Raw genomic sequence first — 19,724 nt, forward strand, 5'->3', positions numbered from 1 at the left:
TGTTACGATAAGAGGACAGACTTTTTAAGATGATAAACAAGAGATTTTGTCGCATGCGACGTCGTATTTCGCAAAAATGAGGCAAAGTGTACATAAAAGCAGAACGACCCCGGCAAAATTTTCAGATACTGAATGTGTACTGTACCTTATAAGGCTGGTGAAAAAAAGGTACAATCAGCGTCAGAAATGATTCTGGACAGGTCGTTATAAAATAACGCCTGAGGATCAAATCTTTTAAAATAAATATATATCTTTGAACACGGGAAAAAAATAGTTCTACGTGAACTAAGTCCATTTTAAACAATACTTTTCGTTCTCTTTTTACCCTTACTAAAAGAATACGTTCCTACAATTCCCCACGTCAAGTACGGGAGACAAATTATGCAGGCATCCCGCTTAGTTGTTCACCCTTCCATTCAACGAAGCCGGTAATGGGTTTGTCAAGTTGAAAAAGCAGGCGGTCGTCGGCAACAGAACGGAGTACGGCGGAACGGCAGAGAGGGAGGCGCATTTGGTCGATGTTGAAGGAGGCCTTCATCAAAATTACTTCATAACCATCATGAACGACCTCGATATCCAGGCTCACCGGGAAATCCATCACGGCCAGGTAATAGGCCGAACGCTCGTATGCACACCAGGTATCGCCTTCCAGATAAAGGTGGACGTACCGATTGTTATCTACTTCGTTGAGTAAGATTAATTCTACGTCTGATGCTCGTTTCATAATGCTGAATATTTGTTGGTTCATGATCGTCTTATTTTATGAAATAAATGAATGACAGGGCGGCTTTTGTGGGACCGAAGTAATTTTTGGAGGCAGACAGCGGAGTGCCGCAGGAAGCACAAGGATACTTGTCGTAATCGAGATGAAGCCAGCCAAGGCCGACAGTCGCTTCCATGCTCCAATGGGAAGACAGGTGCCACTGGTAACCGTAAGACAGGCCAACACTGTAAAGTTTGCCCTGATAACGGTGCGACTGCATGTTGTCGCTAAGGAAGCGGATGCCGCCGATATTGTAATCGGCATACTGGGCGTTGAGACCGAAGAAATGACCGGCGAACTTTTCACGAAGCCAGTAGCGGGCTTCGGGCTGGATCATCCAGTGTTTGAGACGCATGCCGTTGCCAAACTTCCAGGGGTTGTAGTTGGCGGAGATATCGAGAGTCCATTGCGGAGCGAGAGCCACTTCGATGCCGAGGTTGAGAGAGGTCGTAACATCATAAAGGACATTCGTTTTTACCGCGAACTGACGGGCAGGAACAACCGAAGATCCCTCACCGGAAACGTTCAAAGACTGCTGACCGGCAATCGCCACTGTCTGACGGGCAGGAACGTCCGAAGGCTGCGGTTGCTGGCCGGAAACGGTCGGGATAATTAAAAGGAGCAGAAACAGGATAAATATATTTTTCTTCATCGTTTATTGTTTTATACTTTGTTTGTCGATATTCCTTGTTTGTCTGTTTATTCTTCGTTTACGGGCTGCCCGTTACTGTTGTCGGGATCAGCAGCGTTGTTCAGATATTCAAGGAGAAATTTACCCGGTTTGAATTTGACGCTGTTGCGGGCGGCGATCATAAAGGGGGTGTTGCATCTGGGATTTCTGCCCGGACGGCCCGTCTGCTTCCAAAGGGAGAAAGTGCCGAAGCCCATTAACATCACGCTGTCTTCCTGTAATAAGGCCTTCCCTACTTCCTCTTCCCATATTTCCAGACAGGCAATGATCTCTTTCCTCTTCAAATGCGACCTGTCACGGATTATTTCTATTAACTCTGCACGATTCATTTTATCAACTGTTTATCGTTTGACATCTTTTACACAACGGTAAGGATATGAATTATAAGGAAACCACATAGTCATTGCATAATCACCATTATTGCCGCTACGATAACCGAAATAGATTCTATCCGATTGATTATCGCTTGGATAGCCAGCCGGGGGATATTTGCTTTGCGTACTACATAAAAGATATGTTCCCTCCATTCCATTATCTCTTCGATGGGAAACGATAATAGTCAATTCCCTTTGGTTCGGAAGTCTCCAACCCGGTCCCAGAGATGCACACGGATTAGTCAAAGTGGCATTCAAAGCAGTTAAACCATTAGGCTGATTTACTGTTCCAACCTGAATGCCGTCAGACACACGGTTCTCTTCATCAAAATTAGTATGTCCATAACTCAATTCATTAGATACTCCTTTCCGCTTTGATGCAGAATTCAAATTATCAAAATAAAGATATTCATAGGTATTCTTTTCATAATCAGTCCCTGACAACATCCCTTTCGGAACCACAATATCGTCAACATCACCTTGTACACTTCTTAAATTGCGGACACAGCGATAAGGTTTTTTAGGATATGAACCTGTATATCCACCTGCAAAAAAGCCAATAGAAGAGCCTTCACATGCCCAGAATATTTTAAAATCACAAGAATAGTCCTGTTTTTTACCTAAAGTACTACTAGCATACATCTCTTCTGCATTAAATTTATCGGCACTCGCTAAACGAACTTCTTCCGGCAAAACATCAGCACCCAGATAAAAAGCCATATATTGATTGATTGCAGGAAGATACCAACGAAATTCATTTGCATCAATTTTTCCATTTCCATTCAAATCACGGTTCCTTGAAAAACAGGCATATTCAAAGCCATAAACTTTATATGTATCGCTACGTTGAAGCGTATTCGTTTTATAATCCACATATTGGTTCCAGTCATAACCTTTTCCGAATAATCCAGGATAAGATTGAAGTTTCAATCGATTCCAAATGTTAGTACGCCCATTCAATAAACTATTAGGATCCTGCATTACTTTGAATTGAGGATAGCCCATATATTCTCCTTCCTGTTTCCATTCCGTACCCCAACCATTCACATTATTTTCCAATCTATCCATATCATATACCGTACATATCGAACGTTGTGAGAAAGTATAGGCAGCCATACTGATGGAACTGTTACTCGAGATCTCATCATTCTTTACATATTTGGTACAAATCTGAAGTATGCGTGGTTGTTGGTTGATGAAATTGCTCAACTTCACCGACCCGTCATAATTTCCATTCGCATCGCCATAAAAATATTCATCGATAAAACAGGTATAATACACAGTCCCATCATCAGCCAATTCATCATAAGCATGATATAAATCCTCCTTAAACCCATCAGCTTTCAAAGGCTCACCTATCGTTTTTGGAGATTTATAATCCATAAAGTCTTTTGATGCATCTCCCTCAGTATTCCTTCTATAAGAAACCCAACCGATATCAGAAGCACTGGGTACAAAATCATTTTTAGGTGTAGCCGCATGAATTAAGAACTTCTCTTTAAACTGTTCCAAGGTACAACCTGCGGCAGTCCCATCCGAAGAATATTTCTCTCTCAAATCGCCAATCATTTTTTTTGTGAAAGAAATGATCGTCGTTTCGTAATGCGCATCAAAAATCCTTGCATTATCGGTCGACACAAGCATATCCCCGTCACCCGACCAGTTTTCGGTATCTGTTTGAACTTCGACAATCAAGTCGTCCACTCCTCTGACATTGACCGTATAAACGTACTTATTATTACGAAGAATACTATAATTGTTATAGTCCGGTGTACCACTATTCAAGGCTCTCCAATCTCCCAGATGTATATAATAGGTTACATAGGCAGTAACTTCACTACTACCGGGAGCACCATTCACATTTTCATTGGTTGTTCCCGAAAAAGTTCCTTTCAGTATCACATACGCCGAATTTTCCGGTGCATTAACAAAGTTCTCAGAACTGCCGGACATCTTTTCCCGTTCATCGCGGGTAGTTACGCCCGTTGTCTTTTTCCGGCTTTCCATCATCAGAAAAGAGAATGTTTTTTTGCCATCTTCCTTTACGAACACAGAGCTTTTATTTGTGTTATCATATGACATTCCGCTACACTCACCATTCTGCTCCAAAACGAACGACCGTTGAGGTATATTTTTCACCTGCCAGCTATCGACAATAAACGTAGCCCCCGGAGTATCGCTATAAACTTTGAACTTTACAGACGACATGATCCTTTTCAAATCGATAAATCCGGAATTTCCCGATCGATCGACTACCCCATTTTCCGTAATACAGCAGGCTCCTTTTCCGGTGCTCTCTGTATTTCCAATAAAATAACCGCTCATCAAAAACTGTCCGTCCAGTACGGATGTGTTGTTTTCCTCTAGTTCGATACACAACTCATTCAAGCCTTCCAACGTATTCACATTTTCCAACTGGTATGTCAGATCACCAAACACAGAACTCTTATAATTTGCCACCGCATACACATATCTATCTCCGGTAGTTGTTTTCAACGTGACAGCGCCCATAGTCAACGTGTCGGCATCAAAGAAAAATGTATTGTCTACTTTCACCATGCTGCCGCCATCTCTTTTAAAGATCAGTACAGCTAACGATCTGACCTGATCGTTCTCACTGATATCCGAAGCTCTTGTCTCGATCTTCACCGGATCGGCAGTACCGAATGCCAGCTTTGCAGTGACGGGCAAGCCTTCTTCTACGACTATCTTTTTCGGTCCGATCAACGTCTCGTCCGTACAGGAGACGAATAACAGGAAGCCTGCCAACAGGTTGCATATATTTTTTATTGAATGTATCATAGTTTTTTCTTTTTATCGGATTATTGATGTAATACGAGAAAATATTAATTGAAAGTTATTTCGTCCTGTGTGATAGTGTTGATCGCATGCAGTTGGTAAGACAATTCTACTTCGTACTTCACGCTTATCTTTGCCTCGACCTCGATGTTGTAAGATACACCGTTTTCAAGAACCGTCACCGGTTGTCCGTTGCTCAGGAACGGTACGGAGATGGTCTTTTTCACTTCCTTCGGTGTGCTACCGTCTCCTTTATCAATGGTGATTACAACATTTACATCGATGTTTGCCGCTTCCGTTTTGGTAGTGCAATACCAGAATGAAGAAACACCACCATCATAACGAGCTGCACCATCCACATGAGCATTAATTTCCGGTATGATTTTAGAGTCACGGGCAATCTTTGCGTCGTAGCGGGTTGCTACCATCGTTACAACAGTATTCGAACCTGCGCCTTCCGCTTTAGCTGACAGATTTACTACGACACGGGCAGTCAGTTGTTTCAGTTCCACGGTAACAGTACTTGCACTTCCAGATAAAGTAACGCCTTTGGAAATTCCAACTTTCACCAAACCAGGAACACAACCTACTGTCTGATCTACAAATTCGTTGTATGTATAAAGATTGTCGAACAATGTCCAATCGTTATTATGCTGATCGAGATTAGCGATCACGACTACGTCTGCTTTTCCTTCTTTTGTGCTGATATTGTCGATCGTTACAGTTTCATCCGTAAAAGAAGATGCTTCTTTGGTGAAACCGATGCGTTCGCCGGATTTGGAGTCGAAAACAGCTATCATATAACTGTCGATAGCAAATTCGTTGACATCGTTGTCAGCCTTTGTATTGATTCCGTTCGATACCATACGTACAGATAAAGATGTTTCACTGTTACTGTTTACACTTGCGTCTGTCATATTGTTGTCGATACCTTCTATTTCAGAAGAACAAGCTGCGAATGACAGCACCATTAAAATTGCCAGAATGATATTTTTTGTGTTCATAGGAATGTATATTTGCGATTTAAAATTTTACCCTTACGATTACAATGCAAATGTACAGCCTTGCCCGATAGCCGAAGTGCGGCAAATATTTCAGGCTGGAGAGGTATTTTTTAAAGCCGTGAAATTGATAAATATACCCTATGAAAACGATAAATACACCTTGTAAAAAAGAGCTTTCCGAACCCCGAAAAACAATAGAAAAAATATATTCTCATGAAATTGATAAAAATACCGCCGACTGATAATTTCCGATGTTTGCAACGAACGCCACCTTTCGGTCGGTATTTATTAAAATCAGTTCCCCAGGACGAAGGATTATTCGATCTCCGGACGGTCGTCACCACCTCCCCCGCTCGGTGCATCAGGTTCAATAGGGGCAGTCGGGTCACCCGGAACCGGAGGTACCGATTGCTTCAATACCTGCTGTTTGTAATGTACGATTTCCTGATTTTGCACCGCGATCAATGCTTTATAATCGGTATCCCCTTCGATAACGGCATACGCATTGATCAGTTTGACCACTTCCAGATAAACTTCATCCGTTACTTTACGTGCTTCCTTCAACGTATACTCCGGATTTGACAGCCGTTCATCGTTGCGGCTGGCAGTATAGGAACGTACGTAGCTGTTCGATTGTTTCAACTGGTTAATAAATGAACCGAGTGCCAGTTTTTGCACCTGGTCGGCATATTTATTTTCCATATCGTCGATAAAATTGATCAGGAGACCGGTTTCTTTGTCCAGTTGTGTCTTCACATTGATATTGTAGTCCTTGATTATCTGATTGATTTCGCGTGCGGCATTCTGAATCTCCGGATCAGAGACGGTGAGCTGTGCCTTCACGATACTTTTTATGCCGACATAGAGAGAGTCGCGGCGGCGGTCGTACTCGACGATCTTGTCGGTGTTCAGACTTTTGCGGGAAATAGTCAATGCTTCGTCTTCGTGGTCGATGGCCTGTTTGTAACGGGTCAATACTTCGGCGACCTTATTTTTTACTTTCGTATCCGCTTCGATGCGGTTATAAAAGTCGATGTTATAAAGAAAATGAGCCCCGTTGTTCATACGGGGCAAGCTGATTGTGCTTATTTCCATGATCTTCTGTTTTTATATGAATATTCTGTTTGTTTTATGTTTCTGATATAACCCGGCAAGCGCGGAGACGGAAACGTGCGTCAAACATCCCGCGCCATTGTGCTGAACGAAAAAACGATTGTTTTTTAATCCAAACCGCCGGAAAGGAGGCCCTAACGGACGTTACTACCTCCCAACCGGCGGAACGGACATGGCTTGGCTCGTTTCCGGCACCAAACCTCCGAGGTGAAGAAATCGACGTGTGTCAATCTGCATTCTCAATTTACCTCTGTCTTCTGTGTTTCGACTTCCCAGTCGTCAGCACTAATCGTAGCCAAGGCTTTGGCATTCTCTCTGTATGTTTCATCACTGGAACCTCGTCCGGCGATCGTCGCACTGATACGGATCACATAGTTGCGGAGTACGCCGGAAAGGCTTTTACCTTGTGTATCTGTCATATTTTTAAGCCGGACAAAGAAATAACGATCCGACAGGATCGGCGTGTCTTCGTCCTTATGGAGGATATCGCCTTTCAGGATGATCGTTGTAGGATTCACGCCTGTATTTTCGGTGACGTAGCATTGTATCTTAGGGGCATCGACCGGCGGATAACTGCTGTTTACCGTCAGTATCGGAGCATCGGCTTCGGTAGCAGTGAACAAGTCGAGTGTAGATAAATATCCCTGCTCGTTTGTAGCGCGTCCATTCTTATAATCGCCTTCCTTCCATTCCACTTTGTGCAGCGCGTCATCCACCAGGGCGGCGGCACTTTTCGCATCGACCACATAGATCCGTTTCAAACGAAAGCGGGCACCTTCGGTTCTCAGGTCGGCAGCATCCGCTTCGCGCCATTCCAGGTCGATATTTTCGATATCGATACGGCTCGCGGTACGGTAGACCGAAACGGGACTGGTACTGTAAAAGGCATCGGCCGGAACATCTTTGAATGTTTCTGCCGACCCGATGTAGTTGTTGCCCGGTTTCAGTTTGGTGAGATCTATAAAGTGGCTACACATCGGCTGGTTATCCACCCGAATATCTTCGAGCTTAATATACTGTTCCCTCAACTCTTTTATGTTTGTAAAATTGGGCTTGCCGACATTGACGAGCACCGCATATATATACTTCGTATCGCTCTTGGCTGCGATACGTATCGTGTCGGGCGTAGCACCGCTGACATTCGCATAATCCACGTATGCTGAAGCCAGTAACGTGCTATCCTCCCGGAACACGGCGGCAAATATGTTGTTGATCTTGTCTTCGCCTTTCTTCATCAGGTGATCTTCACCCGTTGCGCCTTTTGTCGTGCTCTTCGCGGCACTTTTCGTCAATATCGATCCGGGGGCAACCGACAGGGTCAATGTCGCATCCTGCGGAACGATCACTTCGGGTTCCTCCTCGCCGGGAGCGGAACAGGCGGCCAGCAATGCCGCCGCCAGTAGAAAGAATATACTTTTGATCGGTTTCATATCTTTTTCTTTTATTTTATTTCTTCGGTTTGATGTACGGAGCCCCAGCCTGCCACTTCGACACGGACGTCGAGCGAGGCTTCGTCACTCTCGAAGCTGGTGCCTGAGAAGGTGACGTAGAGGCGGTAGATATAGTTTCGTTTCACATAATTGTGATCGTAGCCGTTCTGTACGCCGTTGCGGTTGACAGGCGACGTAAAGATGCGGGTCTGGTTCGTCTCCACCAAGGTCGCTTTGACGACCAATAGCGTCGGGGACGCATCGGACGAACTGTTCTCGAAAACGTAGTTGCTGTAAGCAGGCGACAACCAGGGGCTGTTGTCGCTGACCGTCCGGTTGAAGTCCGCCCCGAGATAATCTACCGGATGCGAACCCTCGGCAAAGGAGGAAGCCGCTTCGGAAGCACCTGCACCATAAACCAGAGCAGCATCGGCGGCACCGGCTTCGACATCTCCCCAATCGGCTTCGCTGAAATAACGGGAGTTGCTTTTGACGTTGGCAAGCGTGATATGGTCGATACGCACGGTCTTGCCTTCGAGAGGCGTACCAGCAAAATTGGTTTCGATATTGCGCATTTCCACACGCGCGGCAATGCGGGTGAGTTGCAAGGGGCTGGAGATATTATCCACGTTCGTACCTGCGGTGTAGCCGATCAGGTTGTCCTCCCCTTTCTCCAACGCCTGTGTCGAGCGGATCACCTGCGTACTGAAAGTGAGCGAGCTTTGCGACTGCGTGGCAAGCCCCGCCAGACGCGATTGCAATCCGGCGTAACTGCCTACCGTCCCGTCGAGGTCTGCAGGCACATTCGCCAGTACGACAAGCAGGATGCGTTCGGCACTGGTTTCTATATCGGTAATGGCGAGCATCGAAGGATCGGGATCGTCGTTACGCCGGTAGCCGATCAGAGTGGAACCGTCGCTGTTGAAGACGTAGGCGGACAGGTCGTGTATGTCGCTTTCACCGGGCAGCGCGTTCGGATCGTCGGTCGCCTTGCTTTCCGCCTGGCTGCGCAATTGCAGCCCGACGGAAAGACGTGCCTGTTCAAGCGGCGGAGTTACTGGTCCGTCGTCTTTTGCACAGGAGGCCAACAAAGTGGATACAGATACGAATAAAAATATTTTATGTAAGATCATTGTCTGTTCGATTTAATGGGGATTGATTTAAAATTCGATATGATCGTCTATGGTGCCCCAGGGACGGACGGTCTGCCGGACGGAAAGCAAGGCACCGTTTTCACCGAAGCGCAGGACAACATACAGGATACCGGCTTCGGGAGCGACCAGCGGATCACCGTCGTCATCGTGGGTGGCGATACCGAGCGTCCGGTTTTCGGCGGTCAGTTCGACGTTGATGTTTTCGCCGGCACACATGCGGTAGTTGGGCGCGAAATATTCGTTGTCGGCATCCCATCCGGCATCGGGATGGTAATAGACGCTATCGCCGGTCAGGTTACCCCGGTAGTCGAAGGCGTTCAACGTGCGGTTGACGTAGTAGTTGCAGTCGGCTTCACCGGGGACGGCGGAGGGGACGTTTTTTTGCAGGGCGTATTTGATATCCTGCGTCAGGATATTGACCTGCGAGAGTTTGGGGCGTACCACGATAGTATCGTCCGCCGCCAGGCCGCCCCCGGCTTTCGTCTGCACGAGGCGGCTGCCGTAAAAAAGGTCGTCGGGCTTTTGAGCCAGACCATCACGGCTTTTAAGTATCACCCTTAGTTCTTCTATCAACTCGCTTTCCGTTACAGTCTGGTTGCCTCCGGCAACGTTCCCCCAGGCTATCACATGCAGATTACGGTCTTCCGGATAATTCAGTCTTATTTCCTGATGGTCGTGTATCTGGGCTTCCGTCATACGGACGGTTTCCAGATACTCGTACCCTTCATCGAAAACATAGAGGGAGGCATCGTTAAGCGCGCTTGCGGTGACGTCGTCGCCTTTGGCGTTCTCCGCTTTCAGTGTCAGCTTGTAGCAGGGGGCCATATCTTCGTGGATACAACCGGTCAGGGTAAGGGTGGCGGCACATACGGCGGCAACCAGCCATCTATGGATATGATCGATCTGTTTCATATTATAATTCGAAATCTTCGTCTATGGTTATTTTGTCTAAATCCTTACCGTCCCAGCTTTGGATCTTGAGGATAGCGGATAGGTCGGTATTCTCCTGATTGACTCCCGGGGCGTATGAACCTTTACCGGTGATGTGTGCAGATAGCTTGTAAACGGTATTCGGCTTTACGCCTTTTTCCAGTTTGACGCGGTAATAGCGATCTGAAAGGACAGTCTTATTGTTCACGCTGTCATAAAGATCTCCTGTTATATAAAGGATTACGGGAGCAGCGTCGTCTTTAGTCTGAGAATTGGTGGTGACATAGAAATTTGCATGTTTTAAATCAATCACATTTTCATTCTCACCGAAGTAACTTGTCCCCATTCCTTCATCCATAAAATCGTAAAAGGGTATTACCGACTTATTTACATTTCCTTTGGCAATATCTCCTCCTTCTACTATCAACCCGAGGTCTTCTATACCACAGTAATATTTATCTTCGACACATTCTATCGGATGCGTTGCAACTCCTTCCGGCAGCCAGGTCGATGTATCGAACAGGTAAGTCCGCTGACGCACATTTGCAACGAATACACGTTTTATTTTGAATTTAAGACCTGAAATAGATTTAAGATCGGGATCCTTCCAGTTGAAGGAAAGTTCACTTAGTTCGATTCTGGATACAACACGTTTTACCTTTGCCGTAATGGTCGTCTCTTTGTTATCGATCGTTATATCTTCGTCTACGTAACTCATAGGAAACCCAAATTCCGACGCCAAAATCATATCGTCAGGCTGAAAGAAATCAGCAGATATATAATCATAATAGTCTGTTGCTTTAAAAGAAGATATTTCGACCGTATTCGCCATCACAAGCATTCTATATGTTCCGGTTTTCAGGTTGATAGGTTCCGATGTGTATTCATATTTATCAATATAACCCTTAAATTCAGTCAAACAATATCCATGCCCGACTACTTCATTATTCTGCTTATCGATAAAAACAATTGTCATATTCCGGATCACATTTTCCATGGAGGATAAGAATGCTTTAGTTGCGGCAATCCCATCCACCGACACCGAGACTGTGACAGATGCGTCCTCTCCACCCAGGGTCGGGGATGGTTCTTCTTCGTGTGAGCAGGCTGCTAGCAACAGGCTAGATAAGAGCGTGATATATAATTTAAAATGTTTCATGTCTGTATTGTATTATCTAACTTATTTTCGGAATTAATCGATCGAAGGATTCTCCACGACTTCGCCCCAGGCCTGCACCGCGATCTTGCTTGTCAGGGTGGCATCGAAGTCGAACGGGTTGTTTGAACCGGGGCCTTTAATCACGACGTCAATCGAGTAGATCACGTTTCGGCGGATATACCGGTGTTCCGTCACGTTGTCGATCGTATCGTGCTGACGGTTCACAACGACCGGGTAATAAGTGTTTTTCACTTCCTGCATTTTCCCGTTCTTGTCTTTGAAACGGTAGCTGCCACGAATGATCAGCATGGTATGCCATTCTTCCTCCTGCATGTTTTCAAAAACAGTGTAGGTGTTGGCGGCACAATTAGCGATCAGCGCGGTTTCGTCTTCCGGACCGCGGTAGTCGTAGAGATAGGCGGTACGCAGAGCGTCTGATAGTGCGGCGATGCCATCTACTTTGCAGATGCTGTCGAGATCGGCTTCTTCGCCCGACAGGAAAAGGTCGGGTTGGGTACGATCGGTGACTTCCACTGTACCCCAGTTTTGCTCGCTGATATAATGGGAGGTACTTTTTACGTTTGCCATAAAGACGGATTCGAGTTTGAAGGCGGTTTCATCGGCGTATTCGTCCACCGGACGTAGATAGAGTCGGTTGAGATAAACGCGGGCAGCCGTACGATAGACGGTCACCGGGGATACGCTGATCTGGTTGGCACCTGCTGTCTGCATACCGATGGTGTTCTTACCGGGTTTCAACAGGTAGGTTTGTACTCCCGAACTCATGGCGGGGTTTGTTTCTTGATTTTCCAGTTGTTGGGTAAGGGCCAGATACTGGTCCAGTGAGGTTAAACCGTCGAATGTACCAACAGGAGCGTTGGCAACGACAAGCATGCGGATGGAACCGGCTTTCAGCGGTCCGAGGTCTTCCACCGTATTCGTTCGGGTGACTTCGCTGGCGACGATCAATTTGTCCGTGTTCTCGCCGGAGGTTCCGAATACAGCTACGTAGAGACGTTCGACCGATGCGTCTCCGTCGGCTTTCGTCCCGATCTGCGGGATCGTTATGCGCAATGAAAGCGAACCGTCTCCGCTCCCATCGATCTCCTTGTCGCCGTCGTGGGAACAGGATAGAAAAGCGAGAAACAGAAATACATTGTAAAATAAAACCCTAATGTTCATATATTAATTGTTTTATTATCGTCTTAACCGGAAAGTTTTTTTGGTAATAAGATCGACCAGGGAAGTCCTCCCCGATCGATCCGTCTAACATCTATTAGATTTATTGAGCGTAAGTGATATGATTGTTAGTCGATATCTGGATCAAGGTTTACTTCGCCCCAGTTTACAACTTCAAATTTAGCTGACAAGCTGGATCCTGTGCTTTCAGGAGTAATTGTACCGGTACCCGGGCCTGTGATAGTCGGGCTGATTATGTATTTAACATTACGAAGTACACCATAATGTGCAGGGAAATTTTTGCCTGTTGTAGCATCAAGGTTGGTATTGTTGATAGGAACAGTCCAATAAGCATTTTCCGATTTTACTTTTGAACCCGTCGATGTCTTATATTCATAATCTCCCTTAATTACCAGAAGAGTTGCTTTATTATCATCTTTAGTCGCAGTGATCGCTGCGTTGGCTGCATTGTCATAAACGAAGAGCTCAACTTTATCAGCATCAGCAGTAAGAGATAAATCGACAACACTGCCATTATATGAGAGAGTTTTTGATGCATATTCTTTAAGATAAGGACTTCCCGATTGCGGGTCAGAAGCAAATCCCGACAAATTATCAGTAGCATTATTAACTACCGTACACCACGGTTTCTGTGCAGATAAAAGAGCTACGGCATTATCTGACAAACCTCCGACTCTTACACTGTTACGTACATTTGCTACAAAAACAGATTTCAAAGTAAACGTCACTTCATCGCCTTTACCAAAACCTTCGCGAGGACTAACTGTAATCTTGGGTACTTCCACTCTTGCTACATTACGATAAAGTGCAATATTGTCGCTTCCTACAAGCATATCATTAGTTGTATTATCAACATCAGATGCAGTCTTCGCAAATACATTCCGGCCTTTCTTCAACGTTATATCATGAACCTGGCTTGACATCAATAAATCAGCACCGGTAGGATCCATAGCAGTGTCATCAATTTTTCCGAGAAAACCTTCCAGTGTGTTTAAACCCTGAAACATATCACCTCTCGGATTGGCAATGACCAAAATACTTACAGCTCCTGATTTTGCGGAAATACAGGCAGTAGTGTCACTTACATTTGTTTTCACCTGATAATCGATCAATGCTCCTTCTGCCATAGCAGTGCCCATTGCACCTTTGTTGAATACTGCAATACCTATTTTAGAAATGGTGTTGTACGTGGCATCATCCGCTTTGGTACTCTTTAACCCGGAACCTCCATCCCCTACTGTATTGAACATTGCTGTCAGTGTAGCATCCATTTCTAATGCAGGATCCGGAATGTTAGGATCGTCATCGTTCGAACATGCGCTGAATGCGCAAGCAACCATAGTTGCATAAAGTAAATTCTGTAATTTCATAACTTAATTTATTTAAAAGTGATATACTATTTTACACCTATACTTAATCTAAAATCTTTTCATTTCACTTCTTTTCGCTTGAGAGACTAAGTATCTTTTCATATCGTTTCTTGTTGACAATGCAAATGTAGAGAAGCTGTTTCTGACCGCTTGTCGGTATATTTATCACCGATGTACGGTAATTTTTAAATGATAAAAATTCCTCTGTTTATCTGCACCTTTTTTAATGAATACCATGTTTTACACCCGCACCGGCTGACCGAACTGCGAAGGGTTGACACCATATTGTTCGATAAATCGTTTGCGGAAAGTCGCCATATCGTTAAAGCCGACCATCTCGCAGACTTCGATAATCGAATATTTCTGTTGCAGGATCAGTTCGGCGGCACGTTTGATACGGACACCACGCGTTAATTCGAGGATGCTGCAATTGGAGAAGGCTTTCACTTTGCGGTAAAGCGTCGGAATGCTCATGCTCATCTCGTCTGCGAGGTATTTCGCGTCGAAACAAGGGTCGTCCAGATGGTCTTCGATCGTCTTCATGATCTTATCCATAAAGGCATTTCCTGCCACTTCGATCTCGTTGAGCGGAGCAGGCATGACGAGCGGACCACCGCCCGGAAGTTCCGAGGGCTGGGTGTAGAATTCTTTCATCTGTTCGCGGCGTTTGATCTGGCTCATCAGTTTGCTGCGCAGCACTTCGAGGTCGAAAGGCTTGGTGATATAATCGTCCGCACCCGCTTCGATACCGGCTATCACGTCTTCATTCTCCACCTTGGCGGTCAGCATGATGACAACGGTCTGGCAGGTGGCAGGATTGGTTCTGATCTCGCGGCAGGCAGTGAAGCCGTCCTTTACAGGCATCATGACGTCGCAAAGGATAGCGTCCGGGCGTTCTTTCTTTGCCATCTCGACACCTTCGCCGCCGTCACGGGCTTCCACGATACGGTATTCCTTATTCAAGGCGTGACGGAGAAACCAGCGTATCTGGTCGCTGTCGTCGATCACCAGCAGTTTCTTACCCGTCTCTTTCTTCTGGGGAACGAGTTGCACGAAGCCGGAGATCTCTTCTTTCTGGATTTCATTGAGCTTGACCAGACCGGCATCGGGTTCGACGAACTCGACCGGGAGGTCCATCAGTGCATGTTTACCCAACGGCCCCATCACAGTGCAACAGGTTCCCTCCTGCCCGGGAAGCGTCTCCAACATAAATTCGGCACGAACCGACTCGGCCATATCGCGGATCTGCTTCAATCCGATACGGGTGTTCTCCTGCTCGTTCAGGCCGTCGTCCTGGATGCTTACGGCACCATAGGCGATACCGTCCTTTTTGACAACAAAGATGTTGACGGTTATCTTTCCGTACATAAAAGTATTTTTCAGGGAGTTCGACAGAAGGGTTCGCAGGGCATACTCCATCTTCCGGCGGTCGATCATCATCCATAAGACAGGGGTTTGCGTGTTGATCTTGAAGTCGATATTGTTCATGGCGATCCAATCGACAAAGAGGTCGCACATCTGCTTCGTGATTTCGACGAGGTCGTAACGGGCGAGACGCATATGGTTTGCCACATCGTCGCCGTGGCGGATATCCTGCAACTGGTACATCATATCCTGCAAGGCGAGGGTATTACGGTAGGCGGAAAGAACCTGGGTAGACACGAGCCTGTCGAGTTCGCGGTTCTGTACTAACTGACTCAAATAGCCTAATATCAGCGACAAAGGTGTTCGCATCTCATGTACTGCTTCAACAAAAAATGAGTTGTGAATCTTCTCTAGTTCGGCAGCCTTATTGAGGGCTTCCTGGTATTTGGCTTCCTGTTCGATAGTCCAGTTGTCCGTTTCTTTGATCTTGTTTACCATGAGTTGCTGCATTTCCCGGTTACGCACAGTCAGGGTGTCGACGGATTGTTTCAACTCTTCGTTCTCGGCACGGAGGTCGGGGTATGGCACAGGGACGGATGGCGGAATCTGGGCGGAGGTTGGTTTCTGTTCCTGCTTATCACCGATCTTCTGTTTGAGGATGCGGTACAGGAGGATCGAGATACCACACATTATCAGTAACAGGAGGATGAGAATGCAAAGGAGATAGCTCGTCTCATCCGGCGAGGCTGCCTCGCTTTCATTTGCGGCCATCAGAGAGGCTGCATTCCCTGTCAGGATAGCTCCTGCGGGCAAAAACTTTTGAAGTAGATCAATCTTTTCCATTGTATCAGGTGTTTATTTTGTTGTTTTATAGGATACCTCCTGCTGTTTCCGGTCTTTTAGTAGAAGTTGGGTAGCATTTTGAAGTGTGTTTTTTCGGTTTTGCGCAAAAAACAGGTCGTTGCAGCAATACTTTGAAATACTTATTACCCATACAATCATACGTTTACAGACTGTTGAAATTTACAGGAGTGATATACATAGTCCATACAGAACTATGGCTCAATTAGATAAACACGTTTTTTGAAATGAAAAACATATCAAAACATCTGACGCCAATTGGGAAAACATCAAAAAACAGTGAAAGTATAGAAGGAGTTTACGCAGAATGGCAGGCATATCCAAACCTTCGGTTGGTACCGTGCTCTATTTCACCCGCAGAAGTAAAAAAGAAGAGAAAAAAGAAAAACGTATAATTCCTTTATAAAATAAGGGCTCAGTCGTAACCATATCAAATAATTTCCTACCTTTGAAGCCGTGAAAAATATAGTTCTGTATGGACTAAGGTTGCTTTTATCCATCCCGCTTCACCGGAAACAAATCATTTTCTTTTCCTTTTATTAATCTTATCGATCAACTCTCTGCTGGGCTTCAGACGTATGGTGTCACGCGACTCAAACATCATGGATTCCCCTGTTTGTGGATTTCGCACGGTCCGAGGTCTCTGTGATAACAGAAAGATCCTCCCGAAACCGTGAAAAGTTACTTTTTCATCTGTAAGCAGCCCTTCGACCATAATCGACACAACTGTATCCACACAAACACGACTATCCACTAAACTCATACTCATTTTCTCCGCCAGCTTTCTGGCAACTAAGTTTCTATTCATCCCTATTACTTATCAAAATACACACAATACATTATCGCTACAAAGTTCGGACTTTCAATCCATCTTCGCAATCGCAATATTTTTCTAAATATGTTCTATTTTTTCTGTGAAGGGGGAAATTATAGGGAAATTGGGAAAAGGAAGGTTTGATTTTGGTGAAAAGAGCGTTTCTATATTCAAGTGATAATTATCAATATTACTTACTAATCAAATCATGTATTGTTTTTACAAAATCTTCTGTCCGGGGTTGTAGTTCCATGACAGCTTCTTTATCGTAATTCAGAAAGTCTTCATAATCGGCTGCGCTTCTCTTTGCAAACAATATGGTGTAAAACTTTCCGAAGTCTTTAGGCAATACACCTGTATTAATAAAATGTTTTCCAAACATTTGACGGACACCTTCATGTGTTTTCACTCCATCTATCATCTGATGAAGTAATAAAGCACTTACAGAATAAAAGCATGCGTAGTACATCCGGTTTACAGCTGTATTATAAAAGCCATTATTAATATGGCTATCTATCTCCTTTAGTAATGCTTCGGCTGCTTCCATGCGATACTGGATGATTTCATTCCTCAGTTCTTCATTCATAAGGCGACCCCTTCCTTCATTACATTCAGATAAAAAGGTGTAATACGTTCGCCCCATTTCTTCAACGTTTCAAAAAAGGGATTGATCTGTACGCCTGATTGAAGTTCTATTTCATAGATCGGTTCGATAATACGCATCTGATCCTCCAGAGAAATACGCTCCTTATCAACCAATATAAGTAAGTCTATATCACTATCAGACCGTGCGTCGCCACGTGCTTCACTGCCATAAAGAATTGCAGTAGCATCGGGAGCCACCTGTTTTAATACTTTCTTTATTGCTTTTACTATTTCCGGACGTTTCATAAACCTGATATTATATCATACAACAATCACAAAGGTAACATAAAGCAAACAAAAAGAGAACATAAAGCGAATAAAAAAGCCTGTCCCCTTCGCAAATCCGGGAACAGGCCGCACATGATCTTATCCTCGATTGATCAGAACGGAACCTCGCTGCTGCTGCCCTGGTTCAGGAAATCTGCACCAGCAGGCGGTATCGGAGGTAACGGATCCTCACTGTTCATATTCGATGAGAACTCGCGCACGGCAACATCCTCATCTATATTCATAAACTTCGCATAATCGCCTTTAAACCGCAGACGCACATCACCTGTCGCACCGTTACGATGCTTGGCGATAATGATCTCTGCCAGGCCGACCAGCGAGTTACCACGCTCATCTTCCGTGATCTTATAATATTCCGGACGGTGGATAAAACAAACCATATCCGCATCCTGCTCGATCGCTCCCGATTCACGAAGGTCGGCCAACTGCGGACGCTTTCCTTCGGCTCCCTGACGGCTTTCCACACCACGATTCAACTGCGACAGTGCGATGATCGGTATGTTCAACTCCTTCGCCAACCCTTTCAATGAACGGGAGATTGTACTTACCTCCTGCTCACGGCTACCGAAACTCATACCACTCGCATTCATCAACTGAAGGTAGTCGATGATGATACATCGTACCCCATGCTCACGCACCAGACGGCGAGCCTTGGTACGCAACTCAAACACCGAAAGACTCGGCGTATCATCCACATAGATAGGTGCATCATACAACTCCTTGATCTTGAAGTCCAGCTGCTCCCACTCATAACTTTCCAAACGTCCGCTCTTGATCTTCTCGCCCGGGATCTCACATACGTTTACGATCAGACGGTTTACCAACTGGACGTTACTCATTTCAAGCGAGAACAAAGCAACCGGCACATTATGATTCACCGCCATATTCTTCGCCATGGAAAGTACGAACGCCGTCTTACCCATCGCAGGACGGGCAGCGATAATGATCAAGTCGGAATTCTGCCATCCCGAAGTGATCTTATCCAGCGCATCGAAACCGGTACGCGTACCGCTCAGACCTTCCTTCTGGTTCGCCGCTTTCTGCAACAAATCCATCGCATCCTTGATAACGGGATTGATCTGGGTTACGTCCTTCTTTACATTCCGCTGGGATATCTCAAACAGTTTACCTTCCGCTTCCTGCATCAGGTCTTCCACGTCGATCGTCTCGTCAAAAGCCTTTCCCTGGATCATCGCAGTGAAAGAGATCAACTCTCTCGCCAGGTATTTCTGGGCGATGATACGGGCATGATATTCGATATGCGCACTACTGGCAACCTTGCTGGTCAGCTGCGAGATATAAAACGGTCCGCCCACCTGGTCCAGTTCGCCGCGTTTCCTCAACTGCTCCGTCACCGTCAGCATGTCGACCGGCCGCTGGCTGGCTGCCAGATCCACAATAGCCGCATAGATCATCTCGTGCGACTTTTCGTAAAAGCATTCCGGCTTCAAGATCTCACTGATGATCGAATAAGCATCTTTTTCAAGCATCAAGGCACCTAAAACGGCCTCTTCCAACTCACGAGCCTGTGGCTGCAGACGTCCCATATCAGACACTACAACAGGTTTTTGTTTCCCCTTTCCGGAGTTTCCTCTTCCGGTATTTTTAGTTCCTTCTGCCATTCTCTTTAGTAATTTTCGAATGCCAAAAATACGATTTTTATTTGGTATTCATTCCTTTTTTCTACCTTTGCAGCCGTAAAAAGTAATTAACGAATTATGGACGACAGTATTCCGCGAGAAAGATTAACAAGTAAAAATTAGC

17 protein-coding genes are annotated in these 19,724 nt (G+C 45.5%); all 17 read right to left on the reverse strand.

Annotated elements, in window-relative coordinates; translation table 11 throughout:
• Positions 1 to 379: 379 nt before the first annotated feature.
• The 17 genes from DWX23_RS02210 to dnaB all read right to left on the reverse strand — a co-directional run bounded on the left by DWX23_RS02210 (position 380) and on the right by dnaB (position 19,582).
• The gene (locus tag DWX23_RS02210; RefSeq protein WP_122373486.1) at positions 380 to 724 is read right to left on the reverse strand and encodes a hypothetical protein; all 345 of its coding nucleotides are present in this window, start codon (positions 722 to 724) and stop codon (positions 380 to 382) included.
• Between the two features lie 31 nt (positions 725 to 755).
• A complete protein-coding gene (locus tag DWX23_RS02215) occupies positions 756 to 1,415 on the reverse strand; it encodes a DUF3575 domain-containing protein (protein WP_122373230.1) in 660 nt (219 codons plus the stop codon).
• A gap of 47 nt (positions 1,416 to 1,462) precedes the next feature.
• Positions 1,463 to 1,783, reverse strand: a complete 321-nt coding sequence (locus DWX23_RS02220) for an HU family DNA-binding protein (RefSeq protein WP_122373231.1) — start codon at positions 1,781 to 1,783, stop codon at positions 1,463 to 1,465.
• A gap of 12 nt (positions 1,784 to 1,795) precedes the next feature.
• Positions 1,796 to 4,630 carry a fimbrial protein gene (locus tag DWX23_RS02225; RefSeq protein WP_122373232.1) on the reverse strand — a complete coding sequence of 945 codons (2,835 nt, stop codon included), beginning with the start codon at positions 4,628 to 4,630 and terminating at the stop codon, positions 1,796 to 1,798.
• Between the two features lie 44 nt (positions 4,631 to 4,674).
• Positions 4,675 to 5,631, reverse strand: a complete 957-nt coding sequence (locus DWX23_RS02230) for a fimbrial protein (RefSeq protein WP_147382512.1) — start codon at positions 5,629 to 5,631, stop codon at positions 4,675 to 4,677.
• 315 nt (positions 5,632 to 5,946) lie between these two features.
• Positions 5,947 to 6,726 carry a DUF6261 family protein gene (locus tag DWX23_RS02240; protein WP_122373235.1) on the reverse strand — a complete coding sequence of 260 codons (780 nt, stop codon included), beginning with the start codon at positions 6,724 to 6,726 and terminating at the stop codon, positions 5,947 to 5,949.
• A 257-nt stretch (positions 6,727 to 6,983) separates the two neighbouring features.
• Positions 6,984 to 8,174 (reverse strand): fimbrial protein, encoded by a 1,191-nt coding sequence (locus DWX23_RS02245; RefSeq protein ID WP_122373236.1) that lies wholly within the window; start codon positions 8,172 to 8,174, stop codon positions 6,984 to 6,986.
• 11 nt (positions 8,175 to 8,185) lie between these two features.
• Positions 8,186 to 9,307 (reverse strand): fimbrial protein, encoded by a 1,122-nt coding sequence (locus DWX23_RS02250; RefSeq protein WP_122373237.1) that lies wholly within the window; start codon positions 9,305 to 9,307, stop codon positions 8,186 to 8,188.
• 27 nt (positions 9,308 to 9,334) lie between these two features.
• Positions 9,335 to 10,240: a FimB/Mfa2 family fimbrial subunit gene (locus DWX23_RS02255; RefSeq protein WP_122373238.1), complete on the reverse strand. Its 906-nt coding sequence runs from the start codon at positions 10,238 to 10,240 to the stop codon at positions 9,335 to 9,337.
• A 1-nt stretch (position 10,241) separates the two neighbouring features.
• Positions 10,242 to 11,417, reverse strand: coding sequence for a hypothetical protein (locus DWX23_RS02260; RefSeq protein ID WP_122373239.1), 1,176 nt, complete (start codon positions 11,415 to 11,417; stop codon positions 10,242 to 10,244).
• A gap of 33 nt (positions 11,418 to 11,450) precedes the next feature.
• A complete protein-coding gene (locus DWX23_RS02265) occupies positions 11,451 to 12,599 on the reverse strand; it encodes a fimbrial protein (RefSeq protein ID WP_122373240.1) in 1,149 nt (382 codons plus the stop codon).
• A 125-nt stretch (positions 12,600 to 12,724) separates the two neighbouring features.
• A complete protein-coding gene (locus DWX23_RS02270; RefSeq protein ID WP_158607041.1) occupies positions 12,725 to 13,957 on the reverse strand; it encodes a fimbrial protein in 1,233 nt (410 codons plus the stop codon).
• A 270-nt stretch (positions 13,958 to 14,227) separates the two neighbouring features.
• On the reverse strand, positions 14,228 to 16,195 hold the full coding sequence (locus tag DWX23_RS02275; protein WP_233587465.1) for a response regulator: 1,968 nt from the start codon (positions 16,193 to 16,195) through the stop codon (positions 14,228 to 14,230).
• A gap of 538 nt (positions 16,196 to 16,733) precedes the next feature.
• Entirely contained in the window at positions 16,734 to 17,021 is a 288-nt protein-coding gene (locus DWX23_RS02280; protein WP_122373242.1) for an HU family DNA-binding protein, read from the reverse strand.
• A 196-nt stretch (positions 17,022 to 17,217) separates the two neighbouring features.
• Positions 17,218 to 17,613, reverse strand: a complete 396-nt coding sequence (locus tag DWX23_RS02285; protein WP_122373243.1) for a HEPN domain-containing protein — start codon at positions 17,611 to 17,613, stop codon at positions 17,218 to 17,220.
• Positions 17,610 to 17,918: a nucleotidyltransferase domain-containing protein gene (locus DWX23_RS02290; RefSeq protein ID WP_122373244.1), complete on the reverse strand. Its 309-nt coding sequence runs from the start codon at positions 17,916 to 17,918 to the stop codon at positions 17,610 to 17,612. Before DWX23_RS02290 ends, DWX23_RS02285 begins: the two co-directional genes overlap by 4 nt.
• 134 nt (positions 17,919 to 18,052) lie before the next feature.
• Complete coding sequence (dnaB, locus tag DWX23_RS02295) at positions 18,053 to 19,582, reverse strand: replicative DNA helicase (protein ID WP_075557304.1); 1,530 nt, start codon at positions 19,580 to 19,582, stop codon at positions 18,053 to 18,055.
• Positions 19,583 to 19,724 lie beyond the last annotated feature (142 nt).

It is taken from the genome of Parabacteroides sp. AF18-52 (assembly GCF_003479145.1).
Classification (GTDB): Bacteria; Bacteroidota; Bacteroidia; order Bacteroidales; family Tannerellaceae; genus Parabacteroides; species Parabacteroides faecis.

Coding starts and splice junctions, on each gene's coding strand:
- DWX23_RS02220 (WP_122373231.1), bottom strand. CDS start 1,783: ATGAATCGTGCAGAGTTAATAGAAATAATCCGTGACAGGTCGCATTTG.
- DWX23_RS02210 (WP_122373486.1), bottom strand. CDS start 724: ATGAAACGAGCATCAGACGTAGAATTAATCTTACTCAACGAAGTAGAT.
- DWX23_RS02215 (WP_122373230.1), bottom strand. CDS start 1,415: ATGAAGAAAAATATATTTATCCTGTTTCTGCTCCTTTTAATTATCCCG.
- DWX23_RS02225 (WP_122373232.1), bottom strand. CDS start 4,630: ATGATACATTCAATAAAAAATATATGCAACCTGTTGGCAGGCTTCCTG.
- DWX23_RS02280 (WP_122373242.1), bottom strand. CDS start 17,021: ATGAATAGAAACTTAGTTGCCAGAAAGCTGGCGGAGAAAATGAGTATG.
- DWX23_RS02290 (WP_122373244.1), bottom strand. CDS start 17,918: ATGAAACGTCCGGAAATAGTAAAAGCAATAAAGAAAGTATTAAAACAG.
- DWX23_RS02245 (WP_122373236.1), bottom strand. CDS start 8,174: ATGAAACCGATCAAAAGTATATTCTTTCTACTGGCGGCGGCATTGCTG.
- DWX23_RS02260 (WP_122373239.1), bottom strand. CDS start 11,417: ATGAAACATTTTAAATTATATATCACGCTCTTATCTAGCCTGTTGCTA.
- DWX23_RS02250 (WP_122373237.1), bottom strand. CDS start 9,307: ATGATCTTACATAAAATATTTTTATTCGTATCTGTATCCACTTTGTTG.
- DWX23_RS02275 (WP_233587465.1), bottom strand. CDS start 16,195: ATGGAAAAGATTGATCTACTTCAAAAGTTTTTGCCCGCAGGAGCTATC.
- DWX23_RS02240 (WP_122373235.1), bottom strand. CDS start 6,726: ATGGAAATAAGCACAATCAGCTTGCCCCGTATGAACAACGGGGCTCAT.
- DWX23_RS02230 (WP_147382512.1), bottom strand. CDS start 5,631: ATGAACACAAAAAATATCATTCTGGCAATTTTAATGGTGCTGTCATTC.
- DWX23_RS02270 (WP_158607041.1), bottom strand. CDS start 13,957: ATGGTTGCTTGCGCATTCAGCGCATGTTCGAACGATGACGATCCTAAC.
- DWX23_RS02265 (WP_122373240.1), bottom strand. CDS start 12,599: ATGAACATTAGGGTTTTATTTTACAATGTATTTCTGTTTCTCGCTTTT.
- DWX23_RS02255 (WP_122373238.1), bottom strand. CDS start 10,240: ATGAAACAGATCGATCATATCCATAGATGGCTGGTTGCCGCCGTATGT.
- DWX23_RS02285 (WP_122373243.1), bottom strand. CDS start 17,613: ATGAATGAAGAACTGAGGAATGAAATCATCCAGTATCGCATGGAAGCA.
- dnaB (WP_075557304.1), bottom strand. CDS start 19,582: ATGGCAGAAGGAACTAAAAATACCGGAAGAGGAAACTCCGGAAAGGGG.